Raw genomic sequence first — 21,577 nt, forward strand, 5'->3', positions numbered from 1 at the left:
ATTTCGATGAATGTCTATGTTGACGAACGTCGAACCAGGGGCCACCCTGAAGACGACAAGGCATCGATAGATGTCGAATCAACTGGGGAGCCCGCCATGCACGCATCCACCGAAGCCCTGCCCGTCGTCGTGATCGGCGCCGGCCCGATCGGACTCGCGGCGGCTGCCCGCCTCATCGAGCGGGACATCGAGCCCCTGGTCCTGGAAGCCGGCCCGGGCGCCGCGTCCGCCGTGCGCGACTGGTCGCACGTACGCCTCTTCTCCACCTGGTCCGAGGTCATCGACCCGGCCGCCGAGAAGCTCCTCGCCCCCACCGGATGGGTCAGGCCCGACGGCGCCACGTACCCGTCCGGCGGCGACTGGGCCGCCCGCTACCTCCAGCCGCTGGCCGACGTCCTCGGCAACCGCGTCCGCTACGACGCGACCGTCACCGGCGTCTCACGGGCCGGTCGCGACCGCATCGTCGACGCCGACCGCGAGAGCCGGCCCTTCGCCATCCACCTCACCGGCCCCGGCGGCGAAGAGCGGATCCTCGCCCGCGCCGTCATCGACGCCTCCGGGACCTGGTCCACCCCCGGCCCGGCCGGCGGCAGCGGACTCGCCGCCCTCGGCGAGAAGGCCGCCGCCGACCGGATCACGTACCGGGTCCCGGACTTCAAGGACCCCTCCGTCCGCAGCCGGTTCGCGGGCAAGCGGATCGCGGTCATCGGCTCCGGCGCCTCCGCGTTCACCGCCCTCGCCCATCTCGCCGATCTCGCCAAGTCCGGGGACGGCAAGGGCACGCACGCCACGTGGATCCTGCGTCGCGGGATCTCCGGCTCCACCTTCGGCGGCGGGGAGGCCGATCAGCTCCCCGCCCGCGGCGCCCTCGGCCTCGCCGCCAAGGCAGCCGTCGACGGCGGGTTCGCGGACGCGGTCACGGGCTTCCGCACCGAGGCCGTCGAACGCGACGTCGACGGCCGCGGCCGCGGCCACGGCCACGGCCGCGTCACCCTCGTGGGTGAGGACGGCCGCCGCCTGGAGCCGGTCGACGAGGTCATCGTCCTCACCGGGCTCCGCCCCGACCTGACCTTCCTCGGCGAGCTCCGCCTCGCCCTCGACGAGCGCCTGCAGGCCCCCATCGCGCTCGCCCCGCTGATCGACCCCAACCAGCACTCCTGCGGCACCGTCCACCCGCACGGGGTGAAGGAGCTCTCCCACCCGGAGAAGGACGTCTACCTCGTCGGCATGAAGTCCTACGGCCGCGCCCCGACCTTCCTCGCCATGACCGGCTACGAACAGGTCCGCTCCATCGCCGCCGCCCTCGCCGGTGACCGCGAGGCCGCCGAGCGCGTCGAACTCACCCTCCCGGAAACAGGCGTGTGCGGCGGCGCGGGCCTCTTCGACGAACCGGAAGCCGCCGAGCAGGGCGGTGGCGGCTGCTGCGCCCCGACCATCGTCACCATCGGCGCCGGGCCCGCCTCCTCCGGAGGCTGCTGAAAGGGTCGCCCAGCGGGCGCGGGCACCGCGTTGCGGGCCCGGCGCGTCGGTGGGAGGCGTCCGCTCGGCGGATCCGACGCACCCATACGGGTCGGCACCCGTGTCCACGCAGCCCGCCGACCCGTTGGGGAGGAAAAGCACGCCTCGTCGTGGGCCCGTCTCTCGGGTCCAGGGCCGACGGCCGCTTTCGCTCACCGCTCAGACTCGAATTCTTGCAGGAGATCCAGTGAAGAAGACCACGGCCGTCATCACCGCCACCGGCGCCATCCTCCTCGCCGGCGCGGGCATCGCCTCCGCCGACGCCGGCGCCAACGGCGCGGCCATCGGCTCCCCCGGCGTCGCCTCCGGCAACGCCGTCCAGGTGCCGGTCCACATCCCCGTCAACGTCTGCGGCAACAGCGTCAACATCGTCGGACTGCTCAACCCGGCCTTCGGCAACACCTGCGTCAACGCCTGACCCGCATCCCGGGAACACCGCACGGGAGCCCTTCCGGCTCCCGTGCGGCACGTGGGCGCGGCCCCGGATTCCTCCCCGGCGCCGCGCCCACTGCCGTGCCCACGCCGTCGGCATTCGTAAGACCCGCGAGCCTGAACGGGATGCCCCGTGGTCCCCGGCCCTGAAGATGGGGCGAAGATCATCGACAGCCGGTGGCGCGGCCGCAGGCCGCCGCGGGACCAGCGGGCTTCGGAGCGCCATCGCTGAGAAATGGGCCGGACCCCGGTTGGGGATACTGCGCGTGGGTAGAGCCCACGGGCCGCAGCGACCACACGAATTGCGGTGGCGGAGGCCTGTGAGGACGTGTGACGGTTCGGCCCATGGGCAACTCCACGGCGTATCCCGTCTTCCGGACCACCGACGCAACCCTGGCATACACGCAGGCCAAGCACCTGAGTACGTTGATGGCCGAGTGCGAGGGCACAGTGGGGCTCTACTCCGAGCTGCGAACGGTCGAAGACGCACGGCGGATGGTCGTGGTCCTGCCGGGAGCGAACTTCGACTACTTGGACATGCGTACCGGTCCTGCGGGTGAGGACCTCTGGTTCGACCTCGACGTGACGACTGCGGGCGACGCCGCCCTGGAGGCGCACCTGCCGCTGGATGTCACGGCAGACGTTCCGATGGGGACTGTCGAGGAGCGCTTCGTGGCGGCTCTTGGCCAGGGCACCGCCGCCATCTGCTGGCGTGGCTTGTGGCCGGATCGCCCGGAGGCGGACCAACGCGCGAGCGCGAACTTCGACGGAGTCCAGATCGTGTTTCACGGCGCGGAAGCCCAGCTGAACGGGTGGACCGAGCATCACACCGTCTTCGTCCACGGCGGCAGCGGCCGCGGGGCCCTGACGAGAGCCGAAGAGCTCGCCGCGCTCATCGATGGCGGGCGCCTGGGCGTGCCGCAGCTCGGATGGTGACATGACGGCACGGCGAGACCACCGGTGACGTCGATTCCGCGGCAGGCAGCAGGCCGGTCCTGCCGGGACTGCCCACGCCTGGGGGTCGGACCCGTATCGCCGCATCGAGCTTCGTCGCGCCGTCGCAGAGGCTTGCAGCGCCCATTCCCACTCCGAGATGTCGGTGGCGGCCGAGGCGCCTACCGTGACCTACTCGAAGCGACTGCGCGAAGCCCTACCGGACTCGGGAGACCGGCAAGCCGAATCTCAGGCGGGGCATGGAAGCAGCGATGAGTTTTCCCGGCCCGGCAAGTCTCACCACCGTTGTCGACAACACAGGAGGAACACGTGGCTCAGTTGCTGAGAGTCCAGAACTTCAACGTATCGAGTGACGGAATCGGCGCCGGTGAGGACCAGACCCTCGAGAGGCCGTTCGGTCACGTCGACCCTGCGAGGCTGTTCGCCTGGGCCGGCGCCACGGCCAGCTGGCCCATGCGCACCGCCCCCGGGGGAAGCCGGGGCCTGGACGACTACTTCACACGGGACTATGCCCGCAACATCGGCGCCGAGATCATGGGCCGCAACAAGTTCGGGCCCCAGCGCGGGCCCTGGCAGGACCACGAGTGGCAGGGCTGGTGGGGTGACGAACCCCCTTTCCACACGCCGGTGTTCGTCATGACCCATCACGGACGTCCTTCGTTCACACTCTCCGACACCACGTTCCACTTCGTCGACGGTGCCCCTGCCGCAGTCCTTGAGCAGGCCCGGGAGGCGGCGCAGGGCAAGGACGTCCGCCTCGGCGGCGGGGCCACCACCATCCGGCAGTTTCTCGACGCCGACCTCGTCGACACCCTGCACGTGGTGGTCTCGCCAGTGAAGCTCGGATCCGGAGTGCGACTCTGGGAGTCCCCTGATGAGCTGCTCGACCGATTCAACCTGGAGGTCGTTCCCAGCCCGAGCGGGGTGGCTCACCACCTGTTCTGGAGAAAGTGACCGTCCTCAGGGCAGCCCCGGAAGGCCGAATGGCCGACCGCCGTTCGGCCGTCCGGGGCCGCCCTGGGACGGGCCGTCGAACGAAGCCCCGGGCTTGTCAGCCGGCCTTGGCGATCCCCCGCCGCAGTCGGTCTACCAGCGGCTTCACCCTGGGCAAGCCAACCTGCGGGACGGCTTGCCCGGCTCGCCGCCCCGAGACGCCACGGCCTTGGGGCCACCCCTCCACAGCGGCACGAAGATGTCCGATCCCGGGCGTGGCCTCAGAATGGACGTTATGCCCTGCCTATTCCGGATCGGAAATGAGCATGACGGACCTCAAGTTTGAACAGAAGCGCTCACTGTCGCGTTTTGAAGCGGCCGACCAGCTGACGGCACTCGCAGCCATGTTGAGGGAAGGCGGGGATGCCGAACTGGAAGTCGGCCCCGGGACGCTGAGCCTGCGGATCCCCGACGACCTTCGCAGCGAGATCGAGGTCGAGGTCGGCGACGGGCAGATCGAACTGGAGATCGAGTTCAAGTGGCCGACCACGCCGAGCCGGGTAGCTCCGTCGCGCACGGTCGCAGGTAGAGAAAAGACCCCGAGGCGGAATACCGCGACCACCGCCAAGGCCGACCGGACCAGCACGAGCACGAGCAGAAGCACCGGCAGAAGCAAGCCCACCAAGCGATCCGCCACGAAAACGCCGTAGCGCGTCGGAACCTGGTCGTGCGGGGCGGGCACGCGGGGGGGGTGGCGGAGACCGCGGCCTCCGCCGCCGAAGTCAGCCTGCCAGCCGGGCGAGGGCCAGTTCGTGTGCGCGGGTGAGGGCGTCAGCCGCAGCGCACGGAATGTCCGGCTGCACGCCGATGCCCTCCCAGTTCGTACCGGAGACGGGGTTGACGGCGCGGCCGACGGGGACCGTGACTTCCAGGTGGGGGTGCACCGTCCAGCCCTTGCACGGGTGTGCGCCGCCGAGGGTGCGCTCGCCGACGACTACGGCGCGGCCGAGCTGCTGGAGGTCGTACGCCAGCTCTTCGGCGGCAGAGAAGGTGCTGTCGCTGGACAGCACGTACAACGGCTTGCTGCCGCCGAAGCGTGCGCCGGGGACGTGCGGCAGGCTCCAGGACTGCTCGATGCGCGCGCCGCCTCGCCAGTGCATGGTGTTGAGGTGGGTGCGCTCGTCGAGCAGGTAGCTGCAGACGAAGGCGACCGTGTCCGGGTCGCCGCCCCGGTTGGCGCGAAGGTCGATGATCAGCGCCTGGGCTCGGGAGGCCAGGGTGAGCGCGGCGCCCAGCGGCTCGGCGGCCCACTCCAGCGGAAACAGCATCGGCGACAGCTCCAGCACGGCGACTCCCCCGTCGAGCAACTGCACCCGGGGCGCACCGCCCAGCGAGGTCTCGAAGTCCCGGCGCATGGCGTCCAGGGTGGCCGACCCCTGTTCCGGGGACACCGGGTCGGCGTGGTGTTTCAGCCTCAGGTGTCGGTCGCCGTTGACGGACTGCAGGTCCGCGGTGACCAGCCGGGCGAGCTCCTCGGCTCCGTCGACGTCGTAGGCGCCCTCGGCGAGCCGTCGTTGCAGCAGGCCGGCGAGCTGCTCGGCTATCTCGGGGAAGACGTAGTGATCACTCAGGAGCCGGGCCGTCTCGTCGACAACAGGGGGCGGCGAAAGCTTCGTTGAAGTCGTCATGACAGGGATTAGAGCACTGCCCTTGCCAAAGCGTCAAAGAGTTTAGACACTTTCGGTATGCGTGATCAGCCTCCCCATCTGCCGCCCCCTGAGGATGTTCTGGAGATCCGTGCGCCTGAGCAGTTCGCGGCGCTCGCCCACCCGTTGCGTCAGCGGTTGCTCTTCGCCCTGGGCCACCGGCCTGCCACGACCAGCCAGCTTGCGGCGCAGCTCGACGCGAAGAAGGGCAACGTGGCCCACCACCTCAAAGTGCTCCGCGAGGCCGGGCTGATCCACGTCGCCGAGACCCGCCAGGTCCGCGGCGGCACAGAGCAGTACTACCAGCGCACGGCCCGCCACATGCTCGTCGCCGAACCCCAAGCGGCGGGCACCGCGGCGATGCTCGCCGCGTTCGCCCAGGAGCTGGACCTCTCCCCCGCCGAGACCCACCTGACACTGCGCCACCTGCGTCTCAGCCCCGCGAAGGCAAGAGAACTCGGCGAGACCCTCGCCAACTTGGTCGACGAGGCCGAGGAAGGTGCAGAAGACCAGCCCCTTCACGGTGTCTTGGTTGCCCTCTATCAGCAGGCCCCGCCGGCCGGCACCACCGGTTCCTCTTCATGAGCTCCTGCATGGTTGGCAGGGGAACGGGTTTCGTGCAGAGATTGCAGCCCCACGATCACCCGGCCGATCGGTGAGGCACAGCTCCTGCTCGCAACGCACGAGGCAACAACCGTGCGGGTCAATACGTCTGGGTCCGCCGCATACGCCGGGCCTGGCGGGTCAGGCGCGTTCGGCGCCTCATCCTCGGCGGCCGGGGCTCGATGGAGCGACGCACGCCCTCCGCTGGCCGGCGGTGCCAGGGGCCGTCGGGCGACAGCGCCGGCGCCTGCCGTTCGGTCTGCGCCCGGACCTCCTGGTAAGCCTCGTGAGAGGTCACGCGGTACGCCTCCTCCCAGGAGGCCAACGCCGCTCCGATGGCGGCGCCGGCACTCCCGCGGGCCCGCACGCGCCGCGCCAGCGCGGCCAAGCCGAGCACGACCGCGCCCAGCCCACCGAAGACCGCCAGGAGCGGCAGCAGGTCGTCCATGCCACGACCCTACGCAACCCCCTGCCCGTCGACGATCGTGGCGGTCAGTGCCCGCGCCCGGTTCCGCCTCGCGGGCGGCGTGGCGCCGGATTCTCTCAGGGCCGCACAAGCGCCCCGGCAAGACCCGCGCCCCCATCCCCTTCGACCCCCGTGCGTGACGCCCGGTGACCCTACGCTTGCGGACGGCCGGAGGTGGGCGGGCGCGGGCTTGCCGGGGTGGGCGGGTGCCGACGCGCGGGTGGCGGGTGGGGGGGACCATGGACGGGTGCGAGACCTTGCAGGCCGCGACCAAGGCCAGGGGGCCGAGCCGCCCGAGCCCGCCGAGGCCGTCGACCCCGCCGCGGCGGCCGATCAGCGGGCACTCGGCGAGGCCCTGGTCCGGGCCTGCGCGGCCGCGGGGGCGTCCATCGGCATGCTCTACCTGCCCGACCCCGCCCGGCGGGTCCTGCACCTGGCGATGACCCTCGGCCTGTCCCGTGAGTTCGCGCTGCCCTGGTCCCGGGTCGTCGTGGACGATTCCATCCCGGTGGCCGACGCGGTGCGCGACGGGCGGTTCGTCTGGCTGGGCGGCCAGGAGGAGACGGCCCGGCGCTACCCGCGCCTCGGCCTCGTCCTGCCGTACGACTTCGCCCTCGCCGCCGCCCCGCTCGTCCCCGACCCGGCGCCCGAGGCGGCGGAGCCCACCGGAGCCGGTCTCGTCCTCCTGTGGCCCGGCTCCCACGCGCCCCACCTGACCGACCGGGAACGCGACGCCGTGGACTCGGCCTGCGGCCGTCTCGCGAACCACCTGCGCCGCGCCGCCGACGCCGGACACCCCGTCCGTCCGCCGGCACACCCGGTCATGCTGCGGCCGCCTCCCCCTCCCACCCCCGGCCCGGCCGAGGCGGCCGCCGCCATGGCCTTCGTCCGCCGGCTGCCCGGTGGCAACTGCGCACTCGACCTGAACGGCACGATCACCTTCATCACCGCCGAGGCGGCCGAGCTGCTGGGCGCACCCGTGTCCCGCCTCCGTGGCGCCCTGCCCTGGGAAGCGCTGCCCTGGATGGACACCCCCGCCATCGAGGACCACTACCGGGCCGCGGCGATCAGCCGACTGCCGCGCAGCTTCACCGCCGCTCCCCCGATCGGCCGCTACCTGCGCTTCGACCTCTATCCGGACGACACCGGGATCAGCGTCCGCATCACCCCGGTCGCCGCCGACGAGCCCGTCCCGCCGCCCGCCCCGCCGACGGCCGTCCCCGCGGAACCCTCACCCAGCCGGGCCACCTCCCTCTACCAGCTCATGCATCTGGCGGCCGCCCTCACGGAGGCGGTCCACGCCCGCGACGTCGTCGACCACGCCGCCGACCTGCTCGTCCCCGCGCTCGGCGCCCAGGCCCTGGCCCTGCTGGTGGCCGAGGAGCAGCGCCTGCGCATCGTGGGCTTCCGCGGCTACACGGCCGAGCTCATGGCCCGCTACGACGGCATCCCGCTCGGCATCCACACGGCCAGCACCCATGGCCTGCGCACGGGCGAGCCGCTGTTCTTCGCCGACGCGGGCGAGCTCGCGGCCGCCTTCCCGGCCGTCGTGATCGGGGACGACATGGCGGCGTGGGCCTTCCTGCCCCTCATTGCGTCCGGCCGGCCCATCGGCACCCTCATCCTGGCCTACGCGCGTCCCCATGCGTTCGTCCCCGGTGAACGGGCGATCCTGACCTCCCTCGCCGGACTCATCGCCCAGGCCCTGGATCGCGCCCGCCTCTACGACTCCACCCACCAGCTCGCCCACAGCCTGCAGACCGGCCTGCTGCCGCACGCCCTACCGGACGTCCCGCACCTCGACGTGGCCGCCAGATACCTGCCTGCCGCGCACGGATTCGACATCGGAGGCGACTTCTACGACCTCATCCGGATCGACGACACGACCATCGCGGCCGCGGTCGGCGACGTCCAGGGCCACAACGTGAACGCCGCCGCCCTCATGGGCCAGGTCCGCACCGCCGTCCACGCCTCCGCCGGTGAGCCCCCCGCACAAGTCCTCGCCCGCACCAACCGGCTCCTGACCGATCTCGAACCCGGACTCTTCACCAGCTGCGTGTACGCCCACATCGACCTCTCCGCCCGCACCGCCCACCTGGCCACGGCCGGCCACCCGCACCCGCTGCTGCGCCACGCCGGCGGCCCTGCGAAGATGCTCCGCCTGCCGCCCGGGCTGCTCCTCGGCATCGACCGGGACGCCTCGTACACGGCCGTCGAGGTCCCGTTCGAGCCGGGCACCCTGCTCACCCTGTACACCGACGGGCTGGTCGAGGTCCCCGGCGAGGACCTGGAGGACGGCATCGCGGCCGTCGCCGCCCGCATCACCGCAACCCACGAACGCCACCCGGTGGGCACGCTGGCAGACGACCTCATCGTCCAAGCCCGCGGCGGAGCCCCCCGTACCGACGACATCGCCCTGCTCCTGCTGCGCTTCGCCCAGGAGGAGCGGCACACATGACGGGGCCAGGAGGACACGCATGAGCATGCGTCCCCGCCCCCGAACCTCGTAGGCGGCCCTCGGCAGCCGGCGGCCACACCGCTCCCGCAGGAAGCCGCCGGCAATCGATGAGCTTTCCCGGGCCCGGCCGGGCCTCGGCCGGGCGGGCGGGCGGGCAGGCAGGCAGATCAGCGCAGGCCGGCGAAGAGATCGTTCTCGGGTACAGGAGCGCCGGTGGCGTCCTTGACACGTACGAAGGTCTCCATGCCCATCAACTCGGCGAACCTCTCCTTGCCCATCTTGAGGAAGAAGATGTTCTCGCCCTGACTGGCGTGCGCGGCCAGCGCATCGAACTTCTGACCGCTGAATACGGTGGTGTCCACCCACGTGGTGATCTCATCGTCGGGGAGGCCGATCTCGGCCAACGCGGCGGTCTCGGCAGGATCCGGCTCCGGCATGTCCTCGTGGAACTCGCGCATGATCTCCCCGAAGCGCTGCATCATCGAGCGCGGCATCGTCGTCCAGTACACCTTCGGTGTCAGCTCGGTCATCTCCAGCGCAGCCATCGTGATGCGGTGCGCCTGGATGTGGTCGGGGTGGCCGTAGAAACCGTTCTCGTCATAAGTGACGACCACATCGGGCCGGTAGTGCCGCATGAGTTCCGCGAGCCGGGCGGCGCCTTCCTCCACCGGGGTCTGCCAGAAGGACCCGGGAGCGTCGTTGCTCGGCCAGCCCATCATCCCGGAGTCGGCGTAGTCCAGCATCTCCAGATCACTGATCTTCAGGACGTCACGGCTCGCTTCGAGTTCTTGACGGCGCATCAGGGCGACGGTCGCCGGATCGTGGCCGGGGTCACCCGGCTTGACACCCCCCGGGCCGTCACCGCAACGGCCGTCGGTACACGTCACGAGAACCGTGCGAATGCCCTCCGCCGCGTACCGCGCCAGGACCCCTCCGGTGCCGGTGGCCTCGTCATCGGGGTGCGCGTGCACTGCCATGAGCGTCAAGGGTCGGTCGGTCATGAAACGGTCCTCCTGCAGAAATGCTTCTCAGGTCGAGTGCGCGGCGGATGTACCACGCTCGTGGAGGCCGGATCCTGGTGGGGCGGACGACCTTGCGGTCCCCGTGTTCCCGCCCGTGCGGCGCCGGTCCCTCGTTCGGTGCAACCGCGCCGACCGGCTCGGCTGTTCCCCGTGTGGCCTCTTGGCTTCCAGATCTTCCCTCGGTCGCCTTCCGCGGGTCCTCATCCTCGGCGTGGGGGCGGAGCAGGAGGCTCTGAAGCACTCCATCGAGGCCGCGCGGCGCTGGACTGGGCGGCCCGGGCGGAAAAGGGTCGGTTCATGGACGCGACGACGGCGCTCGTCAGCGTGCTCCAGCGGGCACACGTGGTCCGAGCCGGCCCGGTGGCCGGGTCCGGGGCGGAGGGGGAGATCCGGGTGGATCTCACCGATCCGGCGGAGTCGGCGCAGCTCAGGACTGCCATGGCGGTGGATTCCCTGCCCGGGCTCCACTGCATGTGCCTCGGCGACGTGTGCTTCGAGTTGTTCGACCAAGACGGTGCGCGGCTCGCAGTCGTCGTCCTGCACCACGGGCGGACGTTGAGGTGGGGGCAGTGGGAGGGTGACGCGGTCCTCGCTGAAGGCCGCCTGCTGCTGGAATGGCTCGAGGGGCGCGGAATGCCGGGCCCGCTGCAGCAGTTCGACACCGACAGACGACACAGGCAGGAGCGAGCCGCCGAGCAGCGGACCTGGCTGGCCGCGATACCCGTCGGGCTCGAGGGAGCCACCGACCGGATCCTCGATCTCTCCCGGACCGGCAGTACGGCCTCCCCCGCACTGCTCGCGGAACTCACCGACCGACTGCAGCTGACGCTCCCCGACCCGGTGGAGCGGGTGCTGGCCCTGCTCAACCGGTATGGCTCCGGCAGCGGGCGCTGCTCCGGTTACCCCCTCCACGAGGGCGTCCCTGGCCGGCTCCTCGGCCGGGTATCGATCGCCGACCTGATCACCGGGCTCTCCGACTCGCGGGCCGAGGAGCGGCACGACGCCGGTGCCGTTCGGCACCTGGTGGGTTGGAGGACTCGCCCGCGCCGGAAGCGCGACGTCGCCCGCCTGCCCGAAGCCCTGCGCGCCCGCCTGCTCGCGCAGGCCAATCGCTCCGGGACTCCGACAAGCAGGCCCGCGCAGAACGGTGGTTGCCTCCCCCGCAGGCCTCAGAGTCCGAGGTAAACCATCCGTACTCGCCTGGCTGGTCCCCTCGCAGGGGTCGGCGACATGACGCCTTGAGGCGGCTCGTCAGCCGCTGGCAGGAGACGTCGATCGCGCCGACTTCGCGGTGGTGCGGGAGGCGGTTGAGGATCGCCGCGACGTGGCGCTCGTCAGGCCAACTGGGTAGCAGCAGCTGCATACTTGAGATGGCGTCGAATGCTTGGCACTCCTCCCCCGCGATACGAATACCATCCGCCGACCAGGGCAGATGCTCGCATACGGCAAACATCACGGGTCCGCCCCGAGTAGCATCCGGCAGCGACACACATCCCCCATAAGGAGCGTGGACTGCCATGGCCAACGAAACGGTCAACACCCCCATCCAGACCAAGTACACGCAACAACTGGCCGCCGACCTCGCAACCAACCAGGCCGAGCAGGCCACTCTCACTGCACGTCTGAACCAGCTCCAGGCAGAGGAGAAGTGGCTCGTCACAACGCTGGAATCCCTGCCGACAACCGCCGGATCCGAGCCGGCCTCACCGCAGGAAGCCGCTTCGCCCGCGAGCAGTGCCGTGCCGGTCGGCGGAGCTGTGACCGAGGTGGCCGTGCCGAGGCCCAGGGCACAGAAGAAGGCAGGCGGTGCGACTTCGGTGAAGAAGGCCACCGTCAAGAAGGCGACCGTCAAGAAGGCCGCCGCCAAGACGGCCCAGGCCAAGGAAACCCCCGCAGCCCCGGCCAAGAGGCCCACGGTCGGCAAGAAGACCGCGGTGAGCGCGGCCAAGGAGACCTCGAAGGCCGCGGAGCCCACGCTCGGCCTGCTCCTTACGGAGATCCTCTCCAAGCAGCCCGGTGAGCCCAAGAAGGTCAGCGAGATCCGCACCGAACTCGAGGCGGCCCACCCCCAGCGCACCACGTCGGACCCGGTCATCCGCGCCACACTGGAGAAGCTCGTGGCCAAGGGAGTGCTCGAGAAGGACAACCGGCAGCGCATGGTGCTCTACACCTGGCCGGCACCCGAGCGGGCCTCTGCTTCGGCACCGCAGTCGAAGACCGACGAGCCCGCCACCGAGCCCGCCGAGGCAGCCGAGGCAGCCCCTGTCGGCGCCTGAGCACACCGGACCGCCAGTCTCGATGGCGTACGTACGGCACCGGCCCCGGCCGCGGGGCATCTTGTCGGGGGGCCGCGGCCGGTTGCGGGGGGGTGTGCGGGGGCAGGTGCGATCAGCTGAGCGCTGCGCAGGCTTCTCCGAAGGAGCCTAGGCCGTCTCTTTCGGATCTTGCCGAGTGGCATCGGGGACGGAGAGGGCTCCCGCGCCGGCTGTGGATGTGGTCGGCCGCCGGGCTGTCCGGCTGAGGGTGAAGGAGCCGAAGGTGCCCTTCGCCGCGAAGAACAGCCCGCCGTCGCCGGCGGCGGCCAGCGCGTCCAGGCGTCGGCCCGGCAGGGAACACCCTTCCGTGGTCCGGCCGTCGAGCCCCAACCGCCGGATGCCGCCGTTGGCATCCCCCACCAGGACGCCGTCGGCGTACGGCAGAGGGTCGACCACAATCCGCCGATCCGCCTCGACCGACCACGTTGACGTCCCGTCGGAGGGATCCACTGCGAGGAACCCCCCGCCCGACCGCAGCATCCAGACCGACCCGTGGATGTACCCAACCGCCCCGAACGGATCGTAGGATCCGAGCCGGGTGGGCTCGTCGGCGTCGATCCCGAAGGTCACCAGTGACGAGGCCCCGCAGACCGCCACCACCCGCTCCGCATCCACCGGGACGAAGGCCCTCACGTCGGGTCCCGCAAGCCGGTCCGGCAGCCGCCACCGAGCCAGGTCGCTCCCGTCGGCCGGATCGAGGAGAACCGCCTCGCAGCCGCTGCCGGTCAGTACCCCACCGGCCCACGCGAGGGTCCGTACGGACGTCACCGTCGACGGTGTCGTCCACCGGACGCCCCCGTCGGCGAGGTCCAAGCCACACATCGGGGTGTAGCCGCGCCAACCGCCCATCACCACGGTGTCCGAGTGGACCGCGAGGTTCCCCGTCCACCTCGGTGTCGGGGCGCTCCACAGAGACGCACCCGTCCGCAGATCGATGCAGGACAGCAGGTTCGGTGCTTGCGGCAACACCAGCACGCGGTCCCCCGCGAGGACGATCCCGCGCGGCCAGCTACCGAGCGGGACGTCCCAACGCACCGCGCCATTGGCACGCTCCAGGCAGACCAGCCGGGTGTGCCGCTCGTGCAGGACGACACAGTCCGGCCCCACGACGAAGACGGAACCGCCGCCCCGCTGGTGCAGTTCGCGCTCCCAGAGCACTGTGGCGATCATCGGACCATCCCACCACAGGCGGCCGGCCCCCGACGACGGTGCCCAGGCCCGGGGCGGCCGTCCGGGGTCTCTGCGTCGGATCACCTCGCCGACCGGATGAAGGCGGCGGCGAGGTGGATCTTCGTGGTCAGCCCGCCGCGGGAGCGGCCGAGGGCGTGGTCTGAAGGAAACGGCCTAGGTCGATCAGGGCGGATCAGGGAGCGGGGTCTGGTGCCGTGGATCGCAAGGCGGACGAGGGAGGCGACACGGAGTGTCGGCGACCGAGGACAACGCGGCGAGGCGCGGCACCAGACCCCGCGAGCCCGGCCTGATCGGCAAGACACCCCCTAGGGGGCCTCGGGGGCCACTCCGGGGCGTTCGCGCCAGAAGGCTCCGGACGCGGCGCGGCGCAGCAGCATCAGCACCACTCCGGCTCCGGCCAGGAAGAGCGCGATCACCAGCGGGGCGCCCAAGCCGAACCAGGCGGTCGAACTGGAGGCGTTGTGCGGGTCGGCCATGTCGGCGACGGACTCGACCAGCAGCCAGATCAGCAGGGCCGAGCCGAGCAGTGGGCCCGCGCCGAGCAGCAGGAAGGGGCCCGGCCCGCGCATCAGTCGGCGCCGGTACCAGACGGCGCAGGCGATGCCGGTGAGGGCGTAGTAGAAGGCGATGAGCAACGACAGGGCGGTGAGGGAGTCCGCGAGGGCGTTCTCGCTGATCCGGTGGATGACGACGTACCAGACGGTCGCGGTGCCGGTGACCCACCAGGTGCTGGTGGTCGGTGTGCCCCGGCGGGCGTCTATGTGGGCGAACCCGGCGGGCAGCGCCCGGCGGCGGGCCATGGACAGTGCGGTACGGGAGGCCGGGATGATGGTCGTCTGCGTCGAGGCGAGGGCGGAGGTTGCGACCGCGAGGAGCAGGATCCAGTCCCAGCCGCCGAGCACCTCACGGGCGAGCGCGGCGAAGACGTCCTCCTCCGCGTCGGCCTGTCCGGCGAGGTACGCGGTGCCGGCGTAGGCGACGACCGCGAAGGCCACGGCCAGGTAGGTCGCCAGCAGGACCACCGTCGACCAGATGCCGGCCCGGCCGGGGGCGTTGGCGGGGTCCTTGGTCTCCTCGGTCAGGTTGAGGGCGGATTCCCAGCCCCAGTACGCGAAGACGCCGAGGAGCAGGCCGCCGGTGAGTGCGGGGCCGCCGGCGCCGAAGGGGTCGAGCCAGTCGGCGGCCGGGCGGACGGCGTCCAGGGATCCCGTGCCGGCGTACACGCGGTACACGGCGACGGCCGCGAACACGACGAGGCAGAGGACCTGGAGCAGCACGAGCACGTTCTGGAAGCGGGCCGAGACCTCGGTGCCGCGAACGCACAGCCAGGACATGAGGAGGATCAGCACGACGGTGAGGGCCTCGCGGACCAGGGTGTTGTCGGCCAGACCGTCGGCCCCGACGGCGAGCAGGCCGAAGCCGACGGCGACGTCGGCGAGCGAGCCGACGACGAGCACCCCGGTCATCGCGATGGCCCAGCCGCCCAGCCATCCGGTGGTGGGGCCGAGGGCGCGGGTGACCCAGGAGAAGGTCGTGCCGCAGTCGGGATCGGCCCGGTTGAGGAAGTGGAAGGCGGAGGCGATCAGCAGCATGGGGACGAAGGACGCGAGCATCACTCCGGGGGCGTGTACGCCGACCAGGGCGACGAGGGGTCCGATGACCGCGGCCAGCGAATAGGCGGGCGAGGTGGCGTTGAGGCCGATGGCGAGGGCGTCGAGGAAGCCGATCGCGTCCGGCTTGAGGGCGCCGGCCGGCGCGGGCGCCGTCGGTGTGCCGGCCGGGGCGGGCGCGGTACCGGCCGGGGCGGGCGCCGTCGGTGTGCCGTTTCCGCTCGGGGCCCCCGTGCCCGCCATGACCGCTGCGACGCTCGTGCCGGCCTGCCCGGCCGCGACGGTCGTGCCGCCCGGTGCCGCGGGCGCGGAGGTGGCCGTGGCGGCTCGGGGGGTGGTTTCCGGCGGGGTGTCTGCGGCCATCGTCCCTCGCTGTACTGGGTGCGGTGTGCGGGCCGCGCCGTGGCGGGCGCGGTGTGAACAGGGCGTGAACTGCGAAGAGGAAACCCGCAGGGGCGGGAATGGGTCAATGGTGTTGGCATAAGGGACCCGCGCGGGCCCCGGGGCCCCGAGGGGGGCGGAGTCCGGCCGGGTCAGCCGGCCCGCAGGGCCTGCAGCCGGGCCTCCGCGCTCGCGAGCAGCATGTCCAGGGCGACCGGGTAGGCGCTGTGGTTCATGCGGGCGGCGAGCAGTCGCCTGGTGGCGGCGATGTGCGGGTACTCGTCGGCCGGCAGCCGGGCGTACGTGGACTCCCACTGCCCCTCGTCGGAGGTCCGGGCGGGCTCGGCCAGGGCGAGGGCGCCGGCGTCGAGGGCCGCGAAGGCCAGGCTCTGGTCGATGAAGGCGTGGTAGATCAGGACTGCCTCCGGGTCGGGGAAGCCCGCGGTGCGCAGGATGCCGAGGACGGCCTCGTCGGCGGCGATCTCGCGGGGCCGGCCGGTCACGCGGCCGGCGGTCAGTACGGCCGCCTGGGGGTGCGAGAGGTAGGCGCCGTGGATGCGCAGCCCGAGTTCGCGCAGGTCGGCACGCCACTGGCCGGTGACGGTCCAGCCGTCGAGGGCCCGGCCGATGAGTTCCTCGCCGATGGCGAGGGTGAGGCCGTCCATGCCGTCGAAGTACCGGTAGAGGGTGCTGGGGTCGGCGCCGAGGGCTGCGCCGAGCCGGCGGACGGACAGGCCGGCGCTGCCGTGTTCGCGCAGCATGCGCAGGGCGGTGTCGACGATCAGCCGCTCCGACAGGACGACGCCCTGCCGGGTGGGGCGTCGCCGCCTGCGGGCTTCCTCGGGGACCACGGGCTTCGCCATCGGGTGCCTTCCTCCTTATGCCAACACCATTGACCTTATCTCGCGGCCCCGGCTTTCATCCCTCCCATGAGGCGCGGATCTCCGCGGACCTCACCGAGAGAGGGTTTCGTCATGCGTGTTCTGCTTGTGGGCGCCGGTGGCGTCGGTACCGCGATCACCCGGATCGCGGCCCGCCGGGACTTCTTCGACCACTTCGTGGTCGCCGACTACGACCTGGCCCGCGCCGAGGCGGCCGTGGCCGCGCTCGGCGAGGCCGGCGGCCGGTTCCACGCGCGCCGCGTCGACGCCTCCGACCGGGCGGCGGTGGCCGCGCTCCTCACCGAGGAGCGGTGCGACGTACTGCTGAACGCCACGGATCCGCGGTTCGTGATGCCGCTGTTCGAGGCGGCGCTCGCGGCGGAAAGCCACTACGTGGACATGGCGATGTCCCTGTCCCGGCCGCACCCCGGCCGGCCCTACGCGGAGTGCGGGGTCAAGCTCGGCGACGAGCAGTTCGCGCGGGCCGAGGAATGGGAGAAGTCGGGGCGGCTGGCCCTGGTCGGCATGGGCGTGGAGCCCGGCCTGTCGGACGTCTTCGCCCGGTACGCGGCCGATGAACTCTTCGACGGGATCGAGGAGATCGGCATCCGCGACGGGGCGAACCTGACGGTCGAGGGCCACGAGTTCGCCCCGTCCTTCAACATCTGGACGACGATCGAGGAGTGCCTGAACCCGCCGGTGGTCTACGAGCGGGACCGCGGATGGTTCACCACCGAGCCGTTCAGCGAGCCGGAGGTGTTCGACTTCCCGGAGGGCATCGGCCCGGTCGAGTGCGTCAACGTCGAGCACGAGGAGGTGCTGCTGGTCCCGCGCTGGGTGGATGCCCGACGGGTCACCTTCAAGTACGGCCTGGGCGAGGACTTCATCGGCAAGCTGAAGACCCTCCACGCGCTGGGCCTGGACTCGACCGAACCGGTCACGGTGCGCGGCGCGGACGGTACCCCGGTGCAGGTCTCCCCGCGCGACGTGGTCGCGGCGTGCCTGCCCGACCCGGCCACGCTGGGCGAGCGGATGTCGGGCAAGACCTGCGCGGGGACCTGGGTGAAGGGCACCAAGGACGGCCGGCCGCGCGAGGTGTACCTGTACCACGTGGTGGACAACCAGTGGTCGATGAGCGAGTACGGTTCGCAGGCCGTGGTGTGGCAGACCGCGGTCAACCCGGTGGTGGCGCTGGAGCTCATGGCCGGCGGGGTCTGGGCGGAGTCGGGCGTACTCGGCCCGGAGGCCCTGCCGCCGCGCCCGTTCCTGGACCTGCTGACCGCGTACGGCTCCCCGTGGGGCATTCGCGAAGAGGGCTGATCGGAGCCTCCCTCCGCCGTCGCGAACCAGGGCGGTGCGGGGCGAGCCGCGCCGGTGCGGGGTGAGCCGCGCCGGGCCCGACCGGGCATGATGCGATCGTGGACGAGTCCCCGGAGCCGCCGCCTCAGGTGTTCCGGCCCGGGACCACCAGCCCGGTCTCGTACGCCGTCACCACCGCCTGGGCCCGGCTCTCCAGGCCCAGCTTCGCCATCGTCCGGCTGAGGTGGCTCTTCACCGTGCCCTCGGTGATGAACAGCCGCCAGGCGATCTCGGCGTTGGCCAGGCCCTGCCCGACCAGTTCCAGCACCTCGATCTCCCGGCCCGTCAACACGTCCAGCCCGGCGGCCCCGGCCCTGGCGGGGTCGCCGGCCCCTTCGCAGCCCGCGCGGGTGGCGAAGGCCTCCACGAGCCGCCGGGTCACCGTCGGCGCGAAGAGAGCGTCCCCGCTGCCCACGGCGGTGATGGCGGCCAGGAGCCGCTGGGGGCCCGAGTCCTTCAGCAGGAAGCCGGAGGCCCCGGCCTTCAGCGCCCCGTACACGTACTCGTCCAGGTCGAAGGTGGTCAGGATCAGCACGCGGGGCGCCGGGGGCGGGGTCCGCGCGAGGATCTCCTCCGTGGCGGCGATGCCGTCCATGCGCGGCATCCGGATGTCCATCAGGATCACGTCGGGGCGGGTACGGGCGGCGATCTCGACCGCCTCGGCGCCGTCCACGGCCTCGCCGACGACCTCGAAGCCCTCCGCCACCTCCAGCAGGCCCACGAGCCCCGCCCGGATGAGGAACTGGTCGTCGGCCACGAGCACCCTTAAGGGTCCGGTTGCCGTCATGCCGGGTGGCCGTCCCCGCGCGGCGTTGAGGTCCGGGCCGAGGTTGGCAGGGTGAGGCACACGGCGCAACCCCCTTCGCTGCGCGGCCCCGTGCTGATGGTTCCTCCGTAGAGCTTGGCCCGCTGGCGCATGCCGATCAACCCGTTCCCACTCCCCTGTGCCAACTTGGCCTGAACGGGGTCCCCGCCCGCTCCGTCGTCGGTCACGGTGACCGAGAGGTGCGCGGGCCGGTAGTCGAGGGCCACGGTCACGTGGGCCCCCGGGGCGTGCTTGATGACGTTGGTGAGCGCCTCCTGCACCACCCGGTACGCACACAGCTCCACGCCGGGGGCCAGCGCTCGCGCATCGCCCGTGATGCGCAGATCCACCGGAACGCCGGCGGCCCGGACCCTCTCGGCCATCTCCGTCAGCCGTGACAGGCTCGGCATCGGAGCGTCCCGGCCCGGCGCCTCCGGACTGGCCCCGTCGTCTTCCTCCGGTGGCTCCCGGTCGGTGTCCCGCAACAGGCTGAGCATGCGGCGGAGTTCGTCCAGCCCCTCGGCGCTGATGTCCTCGATGGTGGACAGGGCCGCCCGGGCCGTGTGGGGCGCCGAGTCGAACACGTACCCGGCCAGGCCCGCCTGGACCGAGATCACGGCCATGTGGTGGGCCACGATGTCGTGCAGTTCCCGTGCGATGCGCGCGCGTTCCTCGGCGACCTGGCGGCGGGCCCGTTCGTCGCGCTCGCGCCGCAACTGGCGGGCCAGTGCGGCCGATCGGCGCGCCACCAGCCCGAACCGCCACAGCACGGCCGGGAAGACCACGGCCTGCGCGAGTACGGTCGCCATGGAACCGCCGGGTCCGTTGCCGAGCGCTCCCGCGTAGACCCAGACCGCCCCCATCAGGGCGGCGCAGGCCGCCGAGGTGCGGACCGGGCAGAGCGCGGACACCGTGTACACCGCGAGCATGGGACCGAAGCAGGTGACCACCGGCCAGTACCCGGCGGTGATGTACACGACCCACATGAGCTGGGTGAACAGGCAGACCGCGACGGGTGCCTCGGTCCGCACGGCCACCGGCACGGTCACCAAACCGACGAGCAGGTACGCGGCCAGGTCCAGGGGAGGCCAGCCCTGGGTGACCGCCTCCCGGCCCAGCAGCACGGCCACACCCGTCTGTGCGAGGGCTGTCAGCGCGTCCATGGAGGAGGGGCGGATCCGCATCGGCGCAGCCTAGCCCGGACGGCGCGCACCGACCTCGTACTCCCGTACTCAACCCTGAGTTGAGCAAGGAGCGGGCCTGCGCCCGAGGTTGACCCGGAGATCCATCCAGCACGGGACGACGGGCCCGGGCGCCGGCCCGTAGCTTCATGCCTCGGCAGAACGGGACCGGCCGACCACCGGTCCCGCACACCAGGACTGCGGGCCACTCGGGGACACCTACGGGGGACGGCCCGCGCCGACCGAAGGACGGAACACCATGCTCGTCAGCAAGCGTCTCGCTCTCCTCGTCGCCTCCACTGCCCTGTGCACCGGTGTCGCCCTGGCCCCGTCGGCCGTGGCGGCCACGAACTCCGGTACGTCGGTGACCGGTTCGCGCGGCTGCAACTACACCGACGCCCAGCCCACCATCAGCAGGGGCTCCAAGGGCGCCGCGGTCAAGCAGGCCCAGTGTCTGCTCAAGACCTGGAACGTGAACATCGGCTCCTCCGGTGTCGACGGCGACTTCGGTCCCGACACCGACCGCGCGGTCCGCGAGTTCCAGCGCCGGGTGAAGGACATGTGCCACATGCCCGTCGACGGCATCGTCGGTCCCAAGACCTGGAGCGCCCTGAAGAACCCGGTCTGCTGACCCTGGGACACGCTTGGCGGGGCTCGGGCCCCGGGTAGCCGGACCGGGGCCCGGTCCGCGCGGTCGTCATACGGCGCGCGCGGATCGGGCCCCGGCCGCGTCCGTACCCGCGGCCGTAACCGGCAGCCGGGCAAGGCCGCGACTGGCTCAGGCGGATGGAGGCATCTCCGCGCCGGCTGCCGGTGAGGACGCCGGAACGAAGTCTCGGTGCGGCCCGGAGCCGCCGCTCGCGGCGGAGGACGGCCCGGCGGGGCTGACCAGTTGCCGCCTGACGGCCGGGACGCCCAACAGGCCGAAGCCGACTGCCGCCGCTGTCAGATGGCCGATTGTCGTGAAGTCCGGCAGCGGACCGGTCCAGTCGGCACCGCCGAGGGGCCATGCGAGTACGAAGGCGGCCCACGGGAGGCGGCCACGGCGCGGCAGGGCGAGTGTGCCGATCGCCAGCACGGTCTGGGCCCCGTAACTGACCCCGTAGTCCAAGGCCTGCCGCACGGCAGTCGGGTACCAGCCGTGCTGCAGCGCGACGCCGATGACGATGGCGGTGAGCAGGGTGGCCACGACGTGTCCGCCGAGGAACACGGCTACGGCGCGCGACGTTCCCCACCGGTGCTCCACCCAGGCCAGAGAACAGCAGACACCGAGGCCGAAGGTGATCAAGGTACCCACGAAGTCGACCGAGGTGACGTCCGTGAGCGTTCCGTCGAAGAACAGCACACTGCCGAGGAGCGCGGTCAGCGGGTGGTCCTTCAGGTTGTCCAGGTTGGTGCTGAGGTAGCCCAACACGGTGGCCGCCCGGTCGGCGGACAGCCCGTGGTTGACCCACACATGGCCGACGAGGAGCAGGCAGACGTAGGCGAGGGTCAGTGGCGCACGGCGCGGGTACTCGCGCACGGCACGGAGCGGTCCGCCCAGAGGACCCCACAGTGACTGAGAGTTCATACCGTGGCATTCTCCAGGTCCATGCGGGGGCTCGGATCGGCGGGTGGGAACAGCCCTTCCGACCGGGACGGGGTGCCACGTTCCGGCTGCTCGACGCCGACCGGCCATGGCTGTCGGTCCAGTCAGTTGTCGGCTTGTCAGATCCCGCGCCTAGGGTGGCGTTGAGATCGATCGAGGAGCAGGCCAGTGCGA

20 protein-coding genes are annotated in these 21,577 nt (G+C 71.7%); 11 read left to right on the forward strand and 9 right to left on the reverse strand.

Annotated features, from left to right (window positions below):
* Positions 1-96: 96 nt before the first annotated feature.
* From ACFYZS_RS25930 to ACFYZS_RS25950, 5 genes are all read left to right on the forward strand, one after another.
* Complete coding sequence (locus ACFYZS_RS25930) at positions 97-1,479, forward strand: NAD(P)-binding domain-containing protein (RefSeq protein ID WP_389017079.1); 1,383 nt, start codon at positions 97-99, stop codon at positions 1,477-1,479.
* A 226-nt stretch (positions 1,480-1,705) separates the two neighbouring features.
* The gene (locus ACFYZS_RS25935) at positions 1,706-1,936 is read left to right on the forward strand and encodes a chaplin (RefSeq protein ID WP_389017082.1); all 231 of its coding nucleotides are present in this window, start codon (positions 1,706-1,708) and stop codon (positions 1,934-1,936) included.
* A gap of 359 nt (positions 1,937-2,295) precedes the next feature.
* The gene (locus ACFYZS_RS25940; protein ID WP_389017085.1) at positions 2,296-2,886 is read left to right on the forward strand and encodes a hypothetical protein; all 591 of its coding nucleotides are present in this window, start codon (positions 2,296-2,298) and stop codon (positions 2,884-2,886) included.
* A gap of 327 nt (positions 2,887-3,213) precedes the next feature.
* On the forward strand, positions 3,214-3,858 hold the full coding sequence (locus ACFYZS_RS25945) for a dihydrofolate reductase family protein (RefSeq protein WP_389017088.1): 645 nt from the start codon (positions 3,214-3,216) through the stop codon (positions 3,856-3,858).
* 305 nt (positions 3,859-4,163) lie between these two features.
* A complete protein-coding gene (locus tag ACFYZS_RS25950) occupies positions 4,164-4,547 on the forward strand; it encodes an amphi-Trp domain-containing protein (protein WP_389017091.1) in 384 nt (127 codons plus the stop codon).
* Between the two features lie 72 nt (positions 4,548-4,619).
* On the opposite strand, the gene ACFYZS_RS25955 is transcribed toward ACFYZS_RS25950, so the two are convergent.
* On the reverse strand, positions 4,620-5,525 hold the full coding sequence (locus ACFYZS_RS25955) for a S41 family peptidase (protein ID WP_389017094.1): 906 nt from the start codon (positions 5,523-5,525) through the stop codon (positions 4,620-4,622).
* 57 nt (positions 5,526-5,582) lie between these two features.
* Here ACFYZS_RS25955 and ACFYZS_RS25960 point away from each other — a divergent pair, with 57 nt between their 5' ends.
* Positions 5,583-6,128 (forward strand): ArsR/SmtB family transcription factor, encoded by a 546-nt coding sequence (locus tag ACFYZS_RS25960; protein ID WP_389017096.1) that lies wholly within the window; start codon positions 5,583-5,585, stop codon positions 6,126-6,128.
* Positions 6,129-6,246: 118 nt separating this feature from the next.
* Here ACFYZS_RS25960 and ACFYZS_RS25965 read toward each other — a convergent pair whose 3' ends face one another.
* The gene (locus tag ACFYZS_RS25965) at positions 6,247-6,594 is read right to left on the reverse strand and encodes a hypothetical protein (protein ID WP_389017099.1); all 348 of its coding nucleotides are present in this window, start codon (positions 6,592-6,594) and stop codon (positions 6,247-6,249) included.
* A 265-nt stretch (positions 6,595-6,859) separates the two neighbouring features.
* On the opposite strand from ACFYZS_RS25965, the gene ACFYZS_RS25970 reads away from it, so the two are divergent.
* Positions 6,860-9,070, forward strand: coding sequence for a SpoIIE family protein phosphatase (locus ACFYZS_RS25970; RefSeq protein ID WP_389017102.1), 2,211 nt, complete (start codon positions 6,860-6,862; stop codon positions 9,068-9,070).
* A gap of 167 nt (positions 9,071-9,237) precedes the next feature.
* Here the strand turns inward: ACFYZS_RS25970 and ACFYZS_RS25975 are convergent, their stop codons facing one another.
* On the reverse strand, positions 9,238-10,071 hold the full coding sequence (locus ACFYZS_RS25975) for a PIG-L family deacetylase (protein ID WP_389017105.1): 834 nt from the start codon (positions 10,069-10,071) through the stop codon (positions 9,238-9,240).
* 318 nt (positions 10,072-10,389) lie between these two features.
* Here ACFYZS_RS25975 and ACFYZS_RS25980 point away from each other — a divergent pair, with 318 nt between their 5' ends.
* Together ACFYZS_RS25980 and ACFYZS_RS25985 are read left to right on the forward strand one after the other, a co-directional pair.
* Positions 10,390-11,277 (forward strand): hypothetical protein, encoded by an 888-nt coding sequence (locus tag ACFYZS_RS25980; protein ID WP_389017108.1) that lies wholly within the window; start codon positions 10,390-10,392, stop codon positions 11,275-11,277.
* A 332-nt stretch (positions 11,278-11,609) separates the two neighbouring features.
* Complete coding sequence (locus ACFYZS_RS25985) at positions 11,610-12,368, forward strand: hypothetical protein (RefSeq protein WP_389017111.1); 759 nt, start codon at positions 11,610-11,612, stop codon at positions 12,366-12,368.
* Between the two features lie 147 nt (positions 12,369-12,515).
* Here the strand turns inward: ACFYZS_RS25985 and ACFYZS_RS25990 are convergent, their stop codons facing one another.
* The 3 genes from ACFYZS_RS25990 to ACFYZS_RS26000 form a co-directional block, all read right to left on the reverse strand.
* Positions 12,516-13,577 carry a PQQ-binding-like beta-propeller repeat protein gene (locus ACFYZS_RS25990; protein ID WP_389017114.1) on the reverse strand — a complete coding sequence of 354 codons (1,062 nt, stop codon included), beginning with the start codon at positions 13,575-13,577 and terminating at the stop codon, positions 12,516-12,518.
* A 326-nt stretch (positions 13,578-13,903) separates the two neighbouring features.
* A complete protein-coding gene (locus tag ACFYZS_RS25995) occupies positions 13,904-15,571 on the reverse strand; it encodes an APC family permease (protein ID WP_389017117.1) in 1,668 nt (555 codons plus the stop codon).
* A 170-nt stretch (positions 15,572-15,741) separates the two neighbouring features.
* On the reverse strand, positions 15,742-16,452 hold the full coding sequence (locus ACFYZS_RS26000) for a TetR/AcrR family transcriptional regulator (RefSeq protein WP_389017120.1): 711 nt from the start codon (positions 16,450-16,452) through the stop codon (positions 15,742-15,744).
* A 111-nt stretch (positions 16,453-16,563) separates the two neighbouring features.
* Here ACFYZS_RS26000 and ACFYZS_RS26005 point away from each other — a divergent pair, with 111 nt between their 5' ends.
* The gene (locus ACFYZS_RS26005; RefSeq protein WP_389017123.1) at positions 16,564-17,790 is read left to right on the forward strand and encodes a saccharopine dehydrogenase family protein; all 1,227 of its coding nucleotides are present in this window, start codon (positions 16,564-16,566) and stop codon (positions 17,788-17,790) included.
* A 124-nt stretch (positions 17,791-17,914) separates the two neighbouring features.
* On the opposite strand, the gene ACFYZS_RS26010 is transcribed toward ACFYZS_RS26005, so the two are convergent.
* The gene (locus ACFYZS_RS26010) at positions 17,915-18,616 is read right to left on the reverse strand and encodes a response regulator (RefSeq protein ID WP_389017126.1); all 702 of its coding nucleotides are present in this window, start codon (positions 18,614-18,616) and stop codon (positions 17,915-17,917) included.
* Positions 18,613-19,818, reverse strand: a complete 1,206-nt coding sequence (locus ACFYZS_RS26015) for a sensor histidine kinase (RefSeq protein ID WP_389017129.1) — start codon at positions 19,816-19,818, stop codon at positions 18,613-18,615. Before ACFYZS_RS26015 ends, ACFYZS_RS26010 begins: the two co-directional genes overlap by 4 nt.
* Positions 19,819-20,074: 256 nt before the next feature.
* Here ACFYZS_RS26015 and ACFYZS_RS26020 point away from each other — a divergent pair, with 256 nt between their 5' ends.
* Positions 20,075-20,446 carry a peptidoglycan-binding protein gene (locus ACFYZS_RS26020; RefSeq protein WP_389017132.1) on the forward strand — a complete coding sequence of 124 codons (372 nt, stop codon included), beginning with the start codon at positions 20,075-20,077 and terminating at the stop codon, positions 20,444-20,446.
* A 147-nt stretch (positions 20,447-20,593) separates the two neighbouring features.
* Here ACFYZS_RS26020 and ACFYZS_RS26025 read toward each other — a convergent pair whose 3' ends face one another.
* A complete protein-coding gene (locus ACFYZS_RS26025) occupies positions 20,594-21,385 on the reverse strand; it encodes a rhomboid-like protein (RefSeq protein ID WP_389017135.1) in 792 nt (263 codons plus the stop codon).
* Between the last annotated feature and the right edge of the window lie 192 nt (positions 21,386-21,577).

It is taken from the genome of Streptomyces sp. NPDC001903 (assembly GCF_042891345.1).
In the GTDB taxonomy this organism is placed as follows: domain Bacteria; phylum Actinomycetota; class Actinomycetes; order Streptomycetales; family Streptomycetaceae; genus Streptomyces.